At 38.4% G+C, this 17,743-nt stretch carries 17 protein-coding genes; 4 read left to right on the forward strand and 13 right to left on the reverse strand.

Going from position 1 to position 17,743, the window contains the following annotated elements; translation table 11 throughout:
* Positions 1 to 20 precede the first annotated feature (20 nt).
* The gene (locus tag AC04QZ_RS09920) at positions 21 to 1,097 is read right to left on the reverse strand and encodes an Mrp/NBP35 family ATP-binding protein (RefSeq protein WP_086548427.1); all 1,077 of its coding nucleotides are present in this window, start codon (positions 1,095 to 1,097) and stop codon (positions 21 to 23) included.
* A 131-nt stretch (positions 1,098 to 1,228) separates the two neighbouring features.
* On the opposite strand from AC04QZ_RS09920, the gene AC04QZ_RS09925 reads away from it, so the two are divergent.
* The 3 genes from AC04QZ_RS09925 to AC04QZ_RS09935 all read left to right on the forward strand — a co-directional run bounded on the left by AC04QZ_RS09925 (position 1,229) and on the right by AC04QZ_RS09935 (position 4,736).
* On the forward strand, positions 1,229 to 3,388 hold the full coding sequence (locus AC04QZ_RS09925; protein ID WP_478357640.1) for a transglycosylase domain-containing protein: 2,160 nt from the start codon (positions 1,229 to 1,231) through the stop codon (positions 3,386 to 3,388).
* 90 nt (positions 3,389 to 3,478) lie between these two features.
* Entirely contained in the window at positions 3,479 to 4,021 is a 543-nt protein-coding gene (hpt, locus tag AC04QZ_RS09930; protein WP_086548429.1) for a hypoxanthine phosphoribosyltransferase, read from the forward strand.
* A gap of 55 nt (positions 4,022 to 4,076) precedes the next feature.
* The gene (locus AC04QZ_RS09935; RefSeq protein WP_086548430.1) at positions 4,077 to 4,736 is read left to right on the forward strand and encodes a phosphatidylserine decarboxylase family protein; all 660 of its coding nucleotides are present in this window, start codon (positions 4,077 to 4,079) and stop codon (positions 4,734 to 4,736) included.
* Positions 4,737 to 4,913: 177 nt separating this feature from the next.
* Here the strand turns inward: AC04QZ_RS09935 and AC04QZ_RS09940 are convergent, their stop codons facing one another.
* The 11 genes from AC04QZ_RS09940 to AC04QZ_RS09990 all read right to left on the reverse strand — a co-directional run bounded on the left by AC04QZ_RS09940 (position 4,914) and on the right by AC04QZ_RS09990 (position 13,889).
* On the reverse strand, positions 4,914 to 6,089 hold the full coding sequence (locus tag AC04QZ_RS09940) for a mechanosensitive ion channel family protein (RefSeq protein ID WP_478357641.1): 1,176 nt from the start codon (positions 6,087 to 6,089) through the stop codon (positions 4,914 to 4,916).
* A gap of 70 nt (positions 6,090 to 6,159) precedes the next feature.
* Positions 6,160 to 6,507 carry a 50S ribosomal protein L19 gene (rplS, locus tag AC04QZ_RS09945; protein ID WP_057930964.1) on the reverse strand — a complete coding sequence of 116 codons (348 nt, stop codon included), beginning with the start codon at positions 6,505 to 6,507 and terminating at the stop codon, positions 6,160 to 6,162.
* Positions 6,508 to 6,738: 231 nt separating this feature from the next.
* Positions 6,739 to 7,227: a hypothetical protein gene (locus AC04QZ_RS09950; protein ID WP_478357642.1), complete on the reverse strand. Its 489-nt coding sequence runs from the start codon at positions 7,225 to 7,227 to the stop codon at positions 6,739 to 6,741.
* Between the two features lie 9 nt (positions 7,228 to 7,236).
* Positions 7,237 to 7,719 (reverse strand): hypothetical protein, encoded by a 483-nt coding sequence (locus AC04QZ_RS09955; protein WP_086548432.1) that lies wholly within the window; start codon positions 7,717 to 7,719, stop codon positions 7,237 to 7,239.
* A gap of 29 nt (positions 7,720 to 7,748) precedes the next feature.
* Positions 7,749 to 8,702, reverse strand: coding sequence for a WG repeat-containing protein (locus tag AC04QZ_RS09960; RefSeq protein ID WP_478357643.1), 954 nt, complete (start codon positions 8,700 to 8,702; stop codon positions 7,749 to 7,751).
* Between the two features lie 119 nt (positions 8,703 to 8,821).
* Positions 8,822 to 10,603: a sensor histidine kinase gene (locus AC04QZ_RS09965; protein WP_478357644.1), complete on the reverse strand. Its 1,782-nt coding sequence runs from the start codon at positions 10,601 to 10,603 to the stop codon at positions 8,822 to 8,824.
* On the reverse strand, positions 10,581 to 11,216 hold the full coding sequence (locus AC04QZ_RS09970) for a response regulator (RefSeq protein WP_478357645.1): 636 nt from the start codon (positions 11,214 to 11,216) through the stop codon (positions 10,581 to 10,583). The genes AC04QZ_RS09965 and AC04QZ_RS09970 overlap by 23 nt, the downstream gene beginning before the upstream one ends.
* A gap of 63 nt (positions 11,217 to 11,279) precedes the next feature.
* Positions 11,280 to 11,954: a tRNA (guanosine(37)-N1)-methyltransferase TrmD gene (gene trmD, locus AC04QZ_RS09975; RefSeq protein ID WP_086548436.1), complete on the reverse strand. Its 675-nt coding sequence runs from the start codon at positions 11,952 to 11,954 to the stop codon at positions 11,280 to 11,282.
* Positions 11,955 to 12,012: 58 nt separating this feature from the next.
* Positions 12,013 to 12,624, reverse strand: a complete 612-nt coding sequence (locus AC04QZ_RS09980; protein ID WP_086548437.1) for a hypothetical protein — start codon at positions 12,622 to 12,624, stop codon at positions 12,013 to 12,015.
* A gap of 45 nt (positions 12,625 to 12,669) precedes the next feature.
* Complete coding sequence (gene rimM, locus AC04QZ_RS09985) at positions 12,670 to 13,197, reverse strand: ribosome maturation factor RimM (protein WP_478357647.1); 528 nt, start codon at positions 13,195 to 13,197, stop codon at positions 12,670 to 12,672.
* A 119-nt stretch (positions 13,198 to 13,316) separates the two neighbouring features.
* Positions 13,317 to 13,889 (reverse strand): 30S ribosomal protein S16, encoded by a 573-nt coding sequence (locus AC04QZ_RS09990; RefSeq protein ID WP_426326855.1) that lies wholly within the window; start codon positions 13,887 to 13,889, stop codon positions 13,317 to 13,319.
* A gap of 144 nt (positions 13,890 to 14,033) precedes the next feature.
* Here AC04QZ_RS09990 and AC04QZ_RS09995 point away from each other — a divergent pair, with 144 nt between their 5' ends.
* Positions 14,034 to 14,555: a 5' nucleotidase, NT5C type gene (locus AC04QZ_RS09995; protein ID WP_478357648.1), complete on the forward strand. Its 522-nt coding sequence runs from the start codon at positions 14,034 to 14,036 to the stop codon at positions 14,553 to 14,555.
* Between the two features lie 60 nt (positions 14,556 to 14,615).
* Here the strand turns inward: AC04QZ_RS09995 and AC04QZ_RS10000 are convergent, their stop codons facing one another.
* Positions 14,616 to 17,714 (reverse strand): VIT domain-containing protein, encoded by a 3,099-nt coding sequence (locus tag AC04QZ_RS10000; RefSeq protein ID WP_478357649.1) that lies wholly within the window; start codon positions 17,712 to 17,714, stop codon positions 14,616 to 14,618.
* Positions 17,715 to 17,743: the final 29 nt, after the last annotated feature.

Here is a 17,743-nt window from a genome sequence, read left to right on the forward strand (position 1 = left end):
TTTATAAAAATAGTAATTTTTTAGCAATTCACCATTTGCGCATTGTTGATGGATATTTGCTGTGCAATTTTACTCGCAATATCGCCAAATATCACATCCAGTAAAGGATTTTGGTTCAATGCTACCGGTTTGCCTTGATCTCCAGCCTCCGAAATGCTCTGGATAATTGGAATTTCGCCTAAAAATGGCACATCAAAACGTGCAGCAAGTTCAGTACCACCACCTTTTCCGAAAATATAATATTTATTATCCGGCAATTCTGCTGGTGTAAAATACGACATGTTTTCTATAACACCTAAAATCGGGATATTAATCCCCGGCATCCTGAACATCGCCAAACCTTTATGCGTATCGGCCAGTGCAACCTGCTGAGGCGTAGTAACCACAACCGCCCCTGAAATTGGGAAACTCTGCGTAATCGTGATGTGAATATCGCCAGTTCCCGGTGGAAGATCTACAATCAGATAATCCAGCTCACCCCAGTTGGTATCGTTAAACAATTGTTTTACCGCATTCGATGCCATTGGCCCGCGCCATGGCACTGGCTGCCCCGGATCGGCAAAAAAACCTAAGGATAATAACTTGATCCCGTATTTTTCGATTGGTAAAATTTTCGTTTTACCATCAGCGGTTTCTTCCGCACCTGGCTTAGCATCAACCAGATCGAACATGGTTGGTACCGATGGCCCATAAATATCGGCATCGATAAGCCCCACTTTGGCACCATCTTTAGCCAATACAACAGCCAGATTACTCGCTACAGTAGATTTACCAACGCCTCCTTTTCCGGATGAAACCAAAATGATGTTTTTGATGTTATCTAACGATGATGAATTACTTGGCTGGGTAACCCTCGAAGTTACATTGATGATTACTTCTGCCGTTGGCGATACAAAATGTTTGATGGCATTTGTACAGGCATTTTTTAGCATTTCCTTCATCGGACATGCCGGTGTAGTAAGCTCTAATGTAAAATTGACCTGGTTATCGGTAATCTGTAAATCTTTAATCATGTTTAAAGTAACCAGATCTTTTTTAAGATCGGGATCTTCGACATTTTTAAGCGCATCTAAAACTTGTTGCGGGCTAATCTGCATGGTATTAATTTAAATTCAAAATTAACAAAACATAGCCACAAATACTTTTATTTAGGCTTTTTAACTGTAATTTTAACACGAAATAAACATTTAATTGTTACGTTTAAGCAATTAACCATTTTAACGACTATATGCGAATACCAAAAATTAAGATCCCCAAAAAATATTTAAAAATCGGAGCCTGGGTTTTAGGTGTTTTTTTAGTTGTTTGTATTGCTTTAGGTGCGGTTGCCTATAGCAAAAGGGAAGCACTTCTTAAAAAAATGGTGGCCAAAGCAATTGCTAAAGCCGATAAGGATTATGGTTTGGAGGTTAAAATCGGATCGGCTGGTTTTACCGGACTCAGCACCGTAAAAATGACCAATATTTCTGTTGTTCCGAAAGACAGAGACACCCTTTCTAACATAGGTGAGCTCAGTGTAGGCGTAAAACTTTTCCCGCTTATTTTTGGTAAAGTAAAACTCTCAGAAGTAAACCTGAACAATGGTTTTGTAAGCGTAGTGCTTAAAGATTCTACCACAAACATCGATTTCATCTTAAAAAGAAAGAAAAAAGACAGTACCCAAACCAATGCAAAAGCCAATTTACCAGAAATAGCCAGCAATATTTTAAATCAGGTTTTATATAAAATCCCTGATGATATGGACGTAAAAAACATGGTTTTTAAATTAAACGACCATGATACAGCCAAATTGAGTTTTGCAACCACTGCCACAATTGATGGCGGCGACCTTAAATCAACCATTGATGTGAATGGTCACGAATCTACCTGGCATGTAGATGGTTATGTAAACCCAGGAAGCAAAGAATTAAGCTTTACGGCTTATGCCGATGGAAAAAAGCTGGAATTACCTTACCTCAATAACAAACTCCACGCAAAAATCAGTTTTGATACTTTGCAAACCGAGTTAAAAAATGCGAAATACAGTGGTGATGATTATAAGATTTCAGGCTCATGGTCGGTTAAAAACATGTTGATTAATCAGCCCCGCATTGCGTCAAACGATATCATTGTCCAAAACGCAAAACTGGATGCCGATATTTTAGTGGGACCTAATTACATTGCTTTAGACAGCACTTCAACAGCTTACCTCAAAAATGCACAGATCCATCCTTTTGTTAAATATACTTTAGGAAAGAATAAAATATATGAGTTAAAACTAAATGCCGAAGAGCAGGACGCGCAAGGGGTTTTAGATGCTTTTCCGCAAGGTTTGTTCGAATCGCTTGAAGGCTTAAAAGTACAGGGTAAGGTTAAATATAACCTGAATTTTTATTTAGACACTAAAATACCAGATAGTGTCCGTTTTAGCTCTACCTTAACACCGGTTAATTTCAAAATTGTACAATGGGGCAAAACCAATCTGCAAAAAATCAACAGTCCGTTTGTTTATACCCCTTATGAGTACGGCAAACCGATGCGCGATATTACCATAGGGCCTTCAAACTCAAATTTCACCCCTTTATCATCAATATCTAAAAACTTTATCAATGCGGTTTTAACGGCAGAAGATCCTTCATTTTTTACACATAATGGTTTTGTTGAAGAATCGATCCGTAAATCTATCGCCGTAAACTTTAAAGAAAAGAAATTTAAACGCGGTGGAAGTACCATCAGTATGCAGTTGGTTAAAAATGTTTATTTAAGCCGTCAAAAAACATTGGCCCGTAAAGCTGAAGAAATTCTAATTGTTTGGCTTATCGAACACAATCACCTGGTAAGCAAACAACGGATGCTGGAGGTATATTTCAACATTATGGAACTTGGTCAGAATATTTATGGAATAGGTGAGGCTTCGCGCTATTATTTCGGAAAACAACCTGCCGATTTAACCATTGGTGATGGCCTTTTTCTGGCGAGTATTGTACCTAAGCCTAAAGCATCTATGTACAAATTTATGGCCGATGGCAGTTTGAAACCTTACATGTTCAACTACTTCAGGTTTATGGGAAATATCATGGCAAGAAGAGGTCTGGTTGCAAGTGATACTTCGGGTTATGGCTTTTATAACGTCCGTTTAAGAGAAGGTTTACGCCAATATTTAGCACCTGATACGGCTGTTATTGACACAACCGTATTTGATGATGATGAAGATGGCTTGCCACCGGTAATTGTACAGGATAAAAACAAAAGTTTATTCGATCGTATTTTTGGCGGCGGATCTAAAAAAGATACTTCCAGCAAACAGATAACCAACCCAGCTGATACGGGTAAAACCAAAAAACAGCTAAGGCAGGAGCGAAGGGAAGAACGAAGAAGACAAAAGGAACTGGAGAAAAGTCAGCAGTAGTTTAGAGTCTGGCGTTTGGCGTTCAGAGTTGAGCCAAGCAATTAAACAATAACATTACAACTTTCCCATATTAAACCATCTAACAGCAGCATGCACAAAATAAAAGTAGAGGATAAAGAGTTCGAGATATTTTTAGAGAATGACACCTTAAACAAAAGGATCCGTTTGCTGGGCATCCAGATGAACGTTGACTACGAGGGCAAATGCCCCTTGTTTATTGGTGTACTAAACGGCAGTTTCCTGTTTATGGCCGACCTGATCAAAGAAATTGACGTGCCCTGCGAAGTTGCTTTTATGCGTGTGGCTTCCTACGAAGGAACAGCGAGTTCGGGAAATGTAAAGGAATTAATCGGATTACCAGATAACATTGAAGACAGAGATATTATCATAGTGGAAGATATTGTTGATACAGGCCTAACCTTAACGCATATTTTAAAAACGATAAAAGAAAAAAATCCGGCTTCGGTTAAAGTCGCTTCGCTTTTACTTAAGCCAAGTGCTTTAAAATATGAAATTGAAGAACTGGAATACGTTGGTTTTGAAATACCTAACGAGTTTGTAGTGGGCTACGGACTGGATTATAATGGCCTGGGTAGAAACCTGACAGATATTTACAGAGCAACAGGCGCATAATTTTTAGATTGGATTAATTTATTTTTCGCACCTTTGCCCAATAATTTCTAAAACAATGACCATACATAAAGAAGGCTACACCACCATTGCCTTAAGCATCTTGTTTATCTTCGTAATCAACGCCGTAGTCGATTATAAATATCACGACATCACCTGGTTACGCTGGTTCATTTACATTTTTTCAGCTGCATTATTTATTATTGTGCTGCAGTTTTTCCGCAACCCGAGCCGCAGCTTTTCTTCAGGCGAAAACCTGGTGATCTGCCCGGCAGATGGTAAAGTTGTTGTAATTGAAGAAACAGAAGAAGGTGAATATTTTAAAGATAAACGTTTACAGGTTTCGATTTTTATGTCGCCAATAAATGTTCACATTAACCGTAATCCGATTTCGGGTGTGGTGAAGTTCTTCAAATATCACCCGGGAAAATATCTGGCTGCATGGAATCCAAAATCTTCAACGGAGAACGAACGCACGACAACTGTTGTAGAACATAAAAATGGTACGCCTGTATTGTTCCGTCAAATTGCCGGCGCCCTGGCCCGTAGAATTGTATGGTATGTAAAAGAAGGAGATCAGGTGGTACAAGCGGAACAATTCGGTTTCATTAAATTCGGCTCGAGGGTTGATGTATTTTTGCCTGTAGGCACAAAAGTGAACGTAGAACTTAACCAGGTTGTAAAAGGTGGTATCACTACCCTGGCGACTTTAAGTTAAGGACATCATATTAAAAAAAAGCCGGTTTAGTGAATGCTAAATCGGCTTTTTTGTTTTTACCTTGCTTTCCAAAAAGTAATTTCTTTATTAGCCCAACATGGCCACACCGATAGCACTTTTATTAATTAAAGCGGTGGTCTGTGGAGGCATAGACCACGGGATCAGACCTGGTAGATTTTAATCAGTAGCATCATTACCCACCTCTTCGTTCGTGCCTGCAGGAGCCGGTCTATCACTAATTAAACGCTGAGTAGGGTAGGCAAAATCTGATTTATTCCGGATAACGATATCCATAATTTCCAGATTGATTTCCTGCCTGATTTTAAGGAATTCGGCATATTCCAGTACTGTTACAAAATAGTTAACTTCTACATTCAAACCAGAGTCGCCAAAGCTTTTAAATGAAGCATTGCCATCATCACTGGTACCCTGATGGTTGTTGATGTAACTTTCTATTTCGCTAATGATTTTTCTGAGTGAAGCTGAATTGGTTTCGTAGGTAAGACCGATAATAAAAGATACTTTCCGCGAGTTTCTTAGTGAAAGATTTTCTAAAACACCATCAATCATCCCTCTATTGGGGATCGTAGCCATGGTTTTTTCGGAAGTCCTGATCCTTGTACTCCTGAAACCAACCTTTTCAACTGTGCCTTCCACACCGTCAACCTTTACCAGGTCGCCAACAGTAAAAGGTTTATCTAAAAAGATGGTGAACGAACCTATTAAGTTCTCTAAGCTCTCTTTAGCGGCCAAAGCAATGGCAATACCACCAATACCCAATCCGGTAATCAGCGTCAATACATTAACCTCAAAAACAAAGCCCAGAAGGGTGAAAAAACCGATAAAGATTACGATTGTTTTAAACAGTTCTTTTAAAAAGGGCACCAACTGATCGTCGGCCTTATTATCGGTAAGCGAAGCTTTATATAACAAAACGTGACTAATGAAGTCGATTATCCTTAAAATAATCCAAAAAACAGACAGGATGATCCCAAACAAAAATATCCGGTCGATACAATCTCCAATGGTTACGGGTATTAATTCTTTAACCTTGCCAATTAATTTGCTGTAATGGAATACGGCTACCTCTAAAGGGTGTTTTAACTGGTTGATGGAAAGATAAAGTGTAGTTAACAGAATAAAAACCTCAATAGGTTTTACCAGTAAGGCAACGAAAGCATCGTTATGAGATTGACTGGAAAAGTTTTTAAAAAGCTTAAACAGCAACCTGCTCAACAGCTTAGAAACAATATTTTTGAAAACTAAGCCTAAAAAAAGTATCCCTCCGAAAAGGAAATAGGCTTTTACGGTGTTACCCCAAAAAACTTGGTCGAAAAAAGCAGAATCTAACATTTAACAAAGGTACAAACAAAAAAACCTCCACGAAATTAATCGTGAAGGCTATATCTTATAATAAAGAGTATTATTTTCTCAAAGATTTGATACGAGCAGCTTTACCAGTTAAAGCACGTAAATAGAACAATTTCGCTCTACGAACTTTACCATAGCTATTCACTTCTACTTTCTCAATGTTTGGAGAACTAAAAGGGAAAATACGCTCAACACCAACGCCGTTGCTCATTTTACGAACGGTGAAGGTTTCATTAGCACCTGCACTGTTACGTTGTATTACAACACCTTGGTAAATTTGAACACGTTCTTTATTACCTTCGCGAATTTTATAGTGTACGCTCACTGTATCGCCAGACTTGAACGCAGGAAAATCTTTTTTCGCGATGGCCTGCTCTTCAACAAATTTTACTAAATCCATGATTTTAAGCTATTAAACCAACTTTCTTTACCTTGAAAATCGGATTGCAATATTAGGGATTTTTTTTCATATAAAAAAACCTATTTTAATTTTTTCCACAATCTTTATGAATTCCACATTCGATTGTGTTAAATGCTTCTATTCCAAAAGGTCAGCAGGGCACTTATTCGCCAGCTTATTGCTAAATTTAGCCAATAATATTCTGCGCTAAATTATTTACCCACTGCTCATTTATGTGTGTATGGCACAGTTGGGCAATGTTTCTTCTGCTTTAATAATTTTTTCCAAAATAGTCTCCCGGCTTTCTTCTACTCCTTCATCGTGAGGGGATATATGCAGTTCTTTAAGGTTTTTTAAATCTTTTAAAACCCATATATCTTCTAACCTGATTTTAGTTCTCCAGATATCAAGGTATTCCAAATCGGTTAGTTTGTTCAGATAGGGCAGGCACGCTTTAGTAATATTTTCATGTTTCATGAGCGTTAAATGCTTAAGCTGCTTAACCGTGCTGATCAATTTCACGCCCTCATCGGTTACCCTCGTTTCTTTCAGATAAACGCTCCCCATAACCGAAACTTTTGCAAAAAGCATGGCTAAATACTCATCATCAACCAACGAATCGATGCTGGTAAAACCAGGCAGCTCAGCAGGAATGTTTTTCGCTTCGGTAATTTGCCCAAAATGCCACCAGAACTGTTTTTCCGCTCCTTTGAGTTTCATTACTTAGCCTTATTCTTCATAAACCCCATAGCCTACTGTACCCGATTTATCTTTTTCATTAGCGGAAGTAACAAAATTAAGTTTAGATCCCTTTATGCTCCATACACTCGTGGTTATTGTTTCCCCGTCAACATCTTCTTTAATCACTTTAGCTTTGTACCCTTTATCTTTTAGCTCCATCTCAATAAAAACATTATTTGGTGCGCCAGCATAAATGCAACTTACTCCGGTGGTTTTATTTTGTTTGTTATAATTCACACCAACCAAATCGAACTGCGAACTAAAGGTAAATATTTCATTGGTGTCATCATCATAGCCTTTGTCTACCTCTCCCTTTTTAAACCCTTTATCCTTCATAAAAGAGTCGACGTTTCCCCTTGTCGTTTTGTAATACACATCGTAAATGAGGGCTAGTTTTTTATTCTCAAATTTTATCTGACTAAAGGCTACGGTTCCCTGAAATAAAAACAATAGCAATATTATATTTTTCATATCTATTTTATTTTTAGTGAAATAAAGCGTTATTGTGTAATTTCTTTTCCTGTTTTATCCATCGATCCCCATCTGCCATTTAACCTAAAAATGGCTGCCCCATTTTTAAATTCACCAACCGCATCATACTTTATTGGGATCACTTCTTCGCCTGTTTTACTGATAAAACCTTCTTTTCCATTAAGCCCGGCTTTGGCTAAGCCCCCCTCAAAGTCGCTGATAAACCTGTATTTAAAAGGAATAATTTCATTCCCGTTTTTATCAATGGCGCCATAAACTTTATTCCGTTCAACCGGCGCCACCCCGTCCGAAAAATCTTTCACATAGTCGTATTTAAATTTGGTAATTTCTTTACCTGTTTTATCAATAAAAGCCCATTTGTCTTTTAGCTTAACACCCGCAAAACCATCTTTAAAAGAATTCACGCCTTCATACTTTAGGGCTGTAATTTCCTTGCCTGTTGGGTCAACAAAACCATATTTATCGTTTAATCTTACCCAGGCAAATCCTCCATAAAAATCAAAGGCAACATCGTATTTTATGGCTGTGATTTCTTTACCTGTTTTATCGATATAACCTTCTTTCCCATTTAGTTCAACCTTACCGAAACCTTCTTTAAAATAAGTAGCGTTATCATATTTAAAAGGAATAATTACTTTACCTGTTTTATCAATAAAACCAAATTTTCCGTTTTGTTTAACAGCAATCAAACCTTCCTCGAAACTTCGGCTATCCTCATATATTAATGGGATAACTACTTTTCCGCTTTCATCGATAAAACCATGTTTTCCATTCAGTTTAACGTTTATTATGCCTTCTTTAAAACTATAGCCAACCTCATCGTAAGTAAAAGGAACAACTTCCTTTCCGGTTCTGTCTATAAATCCGTATTTGCCTTTATCGTTTCGTTTGGATTTTAAATTTTGTGCATAACCTGTAATACCCAGTGCACACAGCAATGCTGCAGCGATTAATTGTCTCATTTTCATTAATTTAGAGGATGGATTAATTTGTTAAGCTAAAGTATATGAAAGATACTCCGACAGGAATACCCAGTAAAGGGTATATTTACAGATACAGAATTTACGGAAACGGCTAAAGTTTAGCGATGGAATGGGATATTGATCTGAATAATCGTGCCTTCGTTTTTAACGCTACTGATTTCGAAATTACCCTTGTAATAATTTACCCGCTTTTCGATGTTTTCGAGGCCAAAGCCTTTACTTGTTTTCTGCAGATCGAAGCCGAGTCCATCATCGGTAAATTGAAAATGGTAGTTTTTGGGATATTTATAAAGTTCGATGGTAATTAACTCCGCATTACCATGTTTAATGGCATTGTTGATTACCTCCAGGGTGATAAGGTATACATCATAAATCCATTTTTCATCAATTTTATCGGGAAAATCATAACAGAAAAGTTCAATTTTTGCATCTGTTAAACCCGCATTTAAACTTGAAATCTGGCTTTGCAGACTAGACACCAATGCCCCTTCATCAAGTGCTTTTGGCAGTATTTTATGAGATATTTCTCTGATGTCTTCAGCCAGTTCATTTATGGTTTGTTTGGCAAGCCCAACATTTCTCATGTCGAAGAGGTGGATAATGTGCGCGATTTTACTCCCTACATTGTCGTGAATGATATTGGCGATATTTCTCCGCTCACGTAGCTGAACTTCACTAATGGCCCTTAATGAGCTTTCCTTTTCGAATATAACCTCCTGCATCAGCTCGTTGTTCTTCAAAAAAATATCGATATAATTTCTCGATAAAATGTATCCGAATAAAAATACCTCATAAAGACTGATAAACAACATCCAGTTATCGCCCAGCGATTGTGGAATAATTTCAAATGTTTTTAAAATTAAACATGCGCCCCATACAAGTTGAGGAACAAAGGCAAGAAGCGCGTAAACGGCCTGGGTTTTTTCTATTTTTAGGTGTGCCACGGCCGACCAGAAAAGTATGAATATTGAAGCCAGGAATATGATGTAGCCCAGCACAAAAAAGTAACGGAACTCAACATCTTTAAAAAACACCAATAACGAAACCGAAATTAAAATCAGCAAAAAGTTTATGCCTCCGAGTACTATAATTAATTTATGCTTAACGGGCTGATTTTCTTTGAGCTTTAAAAAATGTCCAAGAAAAATACTCAGGGCAATGTACCAAAGTGCCCCGGTGTAAACCCGGCCCTCGCTAAAAAACCTAAACTCCGGAAATAAAACATGCTTGGCAAAGTTGGTTGTAATTGCCGTGTAAAATGCGGTTAGTATCGAGTAGCCAATGTAATAAACATACAGCCTGTCCTTCGTCATCAAAAATAATATTGCATTGATCATGAGCAGCAAAAAGACAATGCCGATAAAAAAGGAAGTCAGCGCTGTTTTTCTTGATGATTTAGCTTCCAGGTAATCCTGATTTTCAAGGCTGTAGGAAAAATCTAAATAGGAGGTCACTTTTTTAACCCTCACCCAGACTAACCTTTCTTCGTTTGGCTGCAGATTAAGCTCGAATGCCAGGGTTTCGATAAAAGGGCTTTTGCCAACCGTTCTATCGCCAATGGTTTTAATTATTTTACCATCATAAAGGCTCAGGCTATCGATGTGGTTATTATTAAAACATAGCCACATTTTTGTGCTTTGTGAAGTGTTTACATTTTTTACAATGAACCTGCACCATACCGCTGCATCTCTGTTGTAGCCGATGTTAATTTTGTCGTTTTGCTTAAATACATGAAATTTTTGTTGCTGGAGAAGGTCGATCGTCCACGATGAGTTTTGGTCTACGGCATAGCTGGAAACTACCGATACTGATTTGCTTGTGGTTTGTGCCCGGGAGAATAGCGGGAATAGCAGAAAGCTAATCAAGTAGATTATTCTCATGAGCAAATTTAATGAGCGAACTACTGTTATTGATTTCCAGCTTCCGGTGGATGTTCTTCCGATGGGTAGTTACGGTGGTGATGCTGATAAACAGTACTTCAGCAATTTCCTTACTGGTTAATCCTTTGATGATTAATTTAATAATCTCTTTCTCCTGTTTAGATATCCGGAATTTATTAACGATTGAACCATCAATGGCACTATATACACTCTCGCCTTTTTTATAAACCTTATTGGTATAAAACTCCCTGTTTTTGTTTGATTCGATAATACTGATCAGCTCCTCGGCTGGTGTTTCTTTTTTCAGGAAAGCATTTACACCCAATTTCTTTGCCTTTTGAATCAGAAAATCCTCGTAATAAGCAGTGAGTACAATTATTTTGGTATTTTTCAGCTGAAGTTTGAGTTCTTCAATCAATACAAACCCATCAAAGTGGTTAATATTTAGATCACAGATGAACACATCAGCATGGTTTTGCATTAAATGGTTTCTGCAAGAATGCGCATCACTAAATTTAAAAATGTCGTAGTTATTCCCCGTATTTTTAAGCAATTCGGAAATGCCATTTAAAAAAAGTAAATGGTCATCACAAATAACAATCTGTTTGGGCATATGATCGGGACTAGAAGCTTTTCTCCTAAAATAGAATTTACCTTTATTATTTACAAGGAAATTTTACTCTAAAAGATCAGGACGGCGCGTTTTAGTTCGCTCCAAAGCCTGTTCGTGCCTCCATTCATTCACTTTAGCCTCGTGACCGCTTAATAAAACATCAGGCACTTTATGCCCGCGCCAGTCTGCCGGACGGGTATAAACTGGTGCATCAAGCAGTTCTCCCTGAAAACTATCAGATAGGGCAGAAGTTTCATCATTTAAAACCCCTGGGATTAAACGCACAACAGCATCTACCACAATTGCAGCAGGCAGCTCTCCGCCACTCAAAACATAATCCCCAACCGATATCTCCCTCGTTACAAAAATATCGCGTATACGCTGATCTATGCCCTTATAGTGGCCGCATAAAATAATGATGTTCTTTTTAATGGAAAGTTCATTGGCTGTGCTCTGGTTTAAAGTAACACCATCCGGGCTCATGAAAATAATTTCATCGTATGCTCTTTCTGCCTGCAGTTTTTCGATACATGCCGCAAAAGGCTCAATACTCATCACCATGCCGCTACCGCCGCCATATTGGTAATCGTCTACACTTTTTTGTTTGTTGGTGGCATAATCCCTCAGGTTATGAACAACAATTTCGGCTATGCCTTTTTTTTGCGCACGTTGCAAAATAGAATGAGCAAACGGACTTTCTAATAAAGCGGGCAAAACTGTGATAATATCGAAACGCATGGTGCAAAGGTAAGTCTTTAGTCTGAAGTCTTTACTCAGAAGTAGAATTTTGCGATTACTAAGTTGTCCACTGATCGTGTATAACAGCAACTAAGTAATAACCATTCTCATATTTTTTAAAAACAAGCCTCAAACTACTCCAGTCTAAACCATTGTATTTTTGATCGAAACCACTGAAATAATATTCGGTAAAATGAAGCTGAGGATAAATTTCTTTGAGGTTATTGATCGAATTGCCATTACCGATAAAAGCATCGTAGTCTTTTTTCTCGGCAGCTAAATAATCGGCATTGTAAATGTAACGGTCGATATAAGGCTTAACCCGCAGCTTAATTGCTTCTCCTGATCCATCGTAATGTCCCCAGGTTAATATCCAATGTTTATCAATGGCCTCCAAAAAGTCTTTGGCCAGGATTTGTTTATGCGTAAAATCTATAAAACCGTATGGAGAAAAACGTACGCCTTCAACAGGATGGAAACACGATGCGAAACGGCTGTAATCTTTTGCTTTTAGAGCGCTTAACACTATGGAAGCCACTTTTTGAATCGAATCTTTTTGGGTGATCTTTCGTGCCTTATTTAAAGTCGTTTTATTTCCGGCCTGATCATTTTGTTTGGTTTGATTACAGGCGAAAAAAAGAAACACTGCGATGATCAGTAAATACCTCATAACAGATAGAACGAAAAACCACAAAAAAAGTTTCTTGTTAGATTACTATTGCATTAAGTAAACATCCAGCAAACCTTCTGGTAAATCGAGGGTTAGTGTTTTTTCATCCTCATCGTACTCTACAATGAAATCTTCGTTTAACGGGAACAGGATTTCGGTTTCTTTATACATCACGGTAGCCACAAATTGTTGCGGATATTCGTTCACCTCCAGAATTTCGCCCAGTTCGCCCAAAGTTTCATCGATGGCTAAATAACCTTTAAAGTCGGTATAGAAAAATTCTCCTTCTTCCCGCTCGGGCATTTGCGCCAGGGGCAGGTATAATTTCTTTTTTAATAGCGGCTGTACTTTATCGATATGGTCAGCATCATCAAAGTTGAAATAGCCCGTTTTATTGGCTTGTAGTTTTGCCGAAGCCACGAAATAGGGAACAAGCTTACCATTCATATCGGCAAATACCACATCAAATTCCAGTTGTTCGTATTCATCAAATTCGAAAAATACCTGAACTTCTCCCTTTAAACCCCTTGTTTTGGTAACGTAACCTATATAAAATGCTTCTTCGTGCTTCATAACTACCCCTAAATCCCCTAAAGGGGACTTTTTAACACCCCCCTTTAGGGGCAGGGGGTATTAAAAAAATAGCGTTCCGAATATCCGGAACGCTATTTTGTGAGACAAAATAATTAAAATTATTCTGCTCCTTCTTCTTTAGTAGCTTCTGCTGCAGGAGCTTCTTCAGTTGCTTCAGCTTCAACAGCTGGTGCTTCTTCAGTAACTTCTTCTTCAACAACTTCTTCTGCAACTGGTGCATTTTTAGCTGCGATAGCTGCTGCTTTATCTTCTTTTTTCTTAGCTTCTGCTGCTAATGCTGCTTTACGCGCATCTGCTTTAGAAGTAGCTAAACCTTCTGTTTTACCAGAGATTTTACCAGCTTTAGCATCTAACCAAGCAGCAAATTTCTCATCTGCCTGTTCTTGAGTTAAAGCTCCTTTTTTAACACCACCTTCTAAGTGTTTTTTGTATAAAACACCTTTGTAAGAAAGGATAGCACGAGCGGTATCAGTTGGTTGTGCACCACTGTTTACCCAAGCTAAAGTTTTTTCGAAGTTAATTTCGATGGTAGCAGGATTGGTGTTTGGGTTATAAGAACCTAAACGCTCAATAAATTTACCATCACGTGGAGAGCGAGAATCTGCTACCACAACGTGGAAAAAAGGTTTTCCTTTTTTACCGAATCTTTGCAATCTGATTTTAGTTGCCATTTCTTTTTGTATTTATGTATTCAACATAGTTCCCGGAGCTTCATGCTGCGGGGCTGCAAAGATAACTAAAATACTGTAAATTAAAAACATAGTTTAATTTCTTTGTTTTCAGGATATTTGCGCCAAAATATTTGCAGATACAAAATGGAAAGAATTGCGATTGATATGGACGAGGTGATTGCCGATCCCCTTGGAAAATTTATTAAACTATACAACCGGGATTTTAATGTTCCCTTAGATTTAAAAATTGATGCCGGAAATGAAATTTACCACCATGTTCCGCAGGATGTTAACCAAAAATGGTTCGAATATATAAATGAACCTGGCTTTTTCCGCGATCTTGAGGTTATTGCCGATAGCCAGCGGGTAATTAAAGCGCTACAAGAGAAATATGATGTTTACATTGTTTCTGCAGCAATGGAATTCCGTAATTCATTGCTTGATAAATACGATTGGATGGCCGAACATTTTCCTTTCGTTGACTGGCAACACATCATGTTTTGCGGAAATAAAATTGTGAATGTTGACATTATTATCGACGACCGTACTAAAAACTTTGTGAATTTTGCCGGCAGGCCATTATTGTTTACCTCTCCGCATAATTTACTGGTAACCGAATACGAGCGCGTTAATACCTGGGAAGAGGTTGCTGGATTATTATTGTAATAATAATTCATAGGGGTCGACTTAAGTCGACGCCCATGAATGTGAAAATCAATATCATTTCTAAAAATTAAACTCCCCGACTAAATTTCCCCCGCTTTTTCCAGCCGCCATAGGCAGTACAATTACTTTTCTTTGTTGTTTACCTGTCGCATATCGAGTATAAATTTCAGCGGTTACGGTTGTTGGGCCACTAATGTTAATCTGCCTGTCGCCATAATAGTTCACTTCTATTTTATATTTTCCCTTGATCGCTTTTTTGATCATAAATTGTTCAGGACCATAACCTGAAGTAAAATCGTTGCTAATCCTGCCACCTATTTTTGTCTTCGAGTTTCCATAAAATCCTTTTTCGCCTGTTGGGTCGGTTAACCAGAGGTCGATATCAGTATCATTTTTATTCCAGTTTAGCACTACGCGCACATCTACTGGCAATGGCTGAATTAACCTTTTATCAATTCCTTTGGTACTTAATTTATTGCCATGTTTGGCAATCAGATTATTGATTTCGGAAATCACAATCTCTTCAATTCCCTGGTCGCGATCAGCAATCTGCGTATTATAACTTTGGGTAAGTACCTTATAAAGGTTATCTAAGGCATTTTGGTACTGCCCATCATCGGCTAAGGCCAGGGCATAATCGCGGTAACTTTGAGCGTCCATTGGCCGCCATTGCAAAACCTTCTGTGTAATAAAAATCTCATCTTTATAATTACCGGTTTGTTTTAATTTATAGGCTAGCGTTTTATATAAATCGGCATTTTCGAGATCCAGATCAGCAATATTACTTAAAATGGTCAGTGCCCTAACGCTATCTTTCTGTTGATAAAACCAATTGGCCACATCAAAATAAAACATAGGCGTGCTCATGTAAGCCGAACGCATTTTCAGATAAGCCTGATAAGCACTATCTGGTTTTCCCACCAGGTTTTTCATATAATCCTTATCGCTTTTAAATTCGGGAATTATTATAGCCGGCTGGTTTTCTGCTATGGTTCTGGAGCGGGTTATATTCAGACCAGCCACCTTACCCTGAAGCTGGCTCATTACATCAGTAGATGAACTTTGCTGTAAATCCTTTCCACTAATGGTTGCTACGGAGCCCGTAACAGTTGTTTTTCGTTGAGTACCATATCCCACGACGACAACTTCATTAAGTGCGTTAGCTTCATTATTGGTTAATGCCTGTTTGGCAACCGCAGCAGGCATTCTTACCTGACTTGCAGACTCGGCCCTGTTTCTCGCACGCGCTTGGTCGGCAGCCTGATCTCTTCTTCTCTCTTCGCCAACCGGATCTGAGATGGCAATATTCGCTGTGGGATCTCCATTTATATCCCTTCGCTGCGGATCAGGATATCCCTCTTTCTTCTTTTCTGTTCCTTTATAATAGAAATCGGTATTCCACCAGGTTTTCAGCTCTTTGGTCATGGCTACCGCCGCTTTTATCAAATCTTCTTTACGTTCTAAAATAGCTGCTCTACGTTGTTTTAAAACTGCATTATAGGCCTGTTGCAATTCAACGGGTGGTACGATATCATAACGCAAATAATCATCAAGGTTTTCTAAAACGATAAGACTGGTATTGCGGGTAACGATACCAAACTGTTTGCTTAAAACACTAATATCGTCCTTATTATCTTCATATTGAATGTCCATTTCAGCAATTTTCTTCTGTGCCCAAACACGGCTAACATCAATGCTGCTTAAAGCATGCTCCGTAACATTTAACCGAACAACTTGTTCTGAAATGACTGTATTTCCGAAGCCGAACTGCAACGTAAATTCGGTGTTAAACTCATTCATAATGCCGGCCAGAGAGAAATGGCCGTTTACATTTACTTTCATTGACGGATAAGTCTGCCTTACGTCTGCGCCGTTTTTAATCCCTAAAAACTGAAGGTTTTGCTGGTTCAATTGTTTAAAAGCCTCTGTAACGGAAGTGGAATTGAGGTTTACAAACTGTCCGCCAGTTTTCATACTGATCAATTTCAATGTACTATAATCAGCTTTAAGGGCTGTATTAATGCAGTGGACAGGTTTATTTAAGTTGACCGTATTTTTCCCAAACGTAGATAAGCCATCAGTAAATAAGATATATTCGTTGGCCTGCAGGCTTTTAGTGTTGATGGCGCTGAAATTTGTACCTCCATCATATACCAGATGCTTCAGTTTATCTTTTAATGGGGTCCAATTACCGTTCGAGATTACAAAAGTTCCTGCATCTTTAAAGCCATTGTTAACCAAGCCCAACTGTATGGTTAAATTTTGTTTTTGTTGGATAATCAAATCCAAGAGTTCGATTTCCTTCTCCGTATTACGCTGAAGACCGCTTAAAGAAACGTCCCATATTAAACCGATTTGATTACCCCACTGTTTTTTGCGACTCTCGGCTTTAGGGAAAACATTCACCAGAAAATAATAACCTGTTGATGCTTTTTGCATTTGCACCTCGGTCAGGTCATTTCGTTTTGGCAGATTGATAGTCAGACCTTTTTTAGGCTGATAATTGGTTTTATTGATCTCTCCGATATAGGTATTGCCATTGGCCTTTAAATCGAAGCTGCCATCGGGCTGTTCGCCAAGCTCAGGCTTGATGATGCTTTCGAAAACAGTGGTTTTTAGTGTAAAGCTTTCAATTGCCTGATTGTAATCTAGCGGTAAATGATATTTTAAAACGTTGTTATTATTAAATCCGAGCTCTTCTTCATAACCAACCATTATGGTTCTGCTGCCATTGGCAGGCAAGGGATAAATCCTGGTACGGAAATTATTTCCTTCTACTTTCTCCAGCAAGCCCGGATCAACTCTTCTTCGCTCAATACTTTCAAAAACCTCAGTTGCTTTGGCTTTTTCTACCGGAACAGCCTGTCTCATTTTCCCGTTGATATCTAAAGCGTAACGGCTTATACTTACCCCCTCCGGCATTGGAAAGGTGAGTTCACCCTCTAAAATGCGGTTACTACTGTTGTGGAAGGTCATGGTCATTACCGTGGTAGCCACATTTCCGGTAATCTGCACATCAATATTTAACTTTTTAAGTTTAACGGCATCTTTTTGTTCGCCGGTTACCGCTTGTTGTACTTTTAACACGGGCATTTGCGCCTGAACGAAAGATCTAATCAATAATAAGGCAAAGAGGACTAAGGTTTTAGATGGTTTCATAATGGTAATTTTAAATAGTGATGCAAAAG

The sequence above is a fragment of the Pedobacter folensis genome (assembly GCF_056490665.1).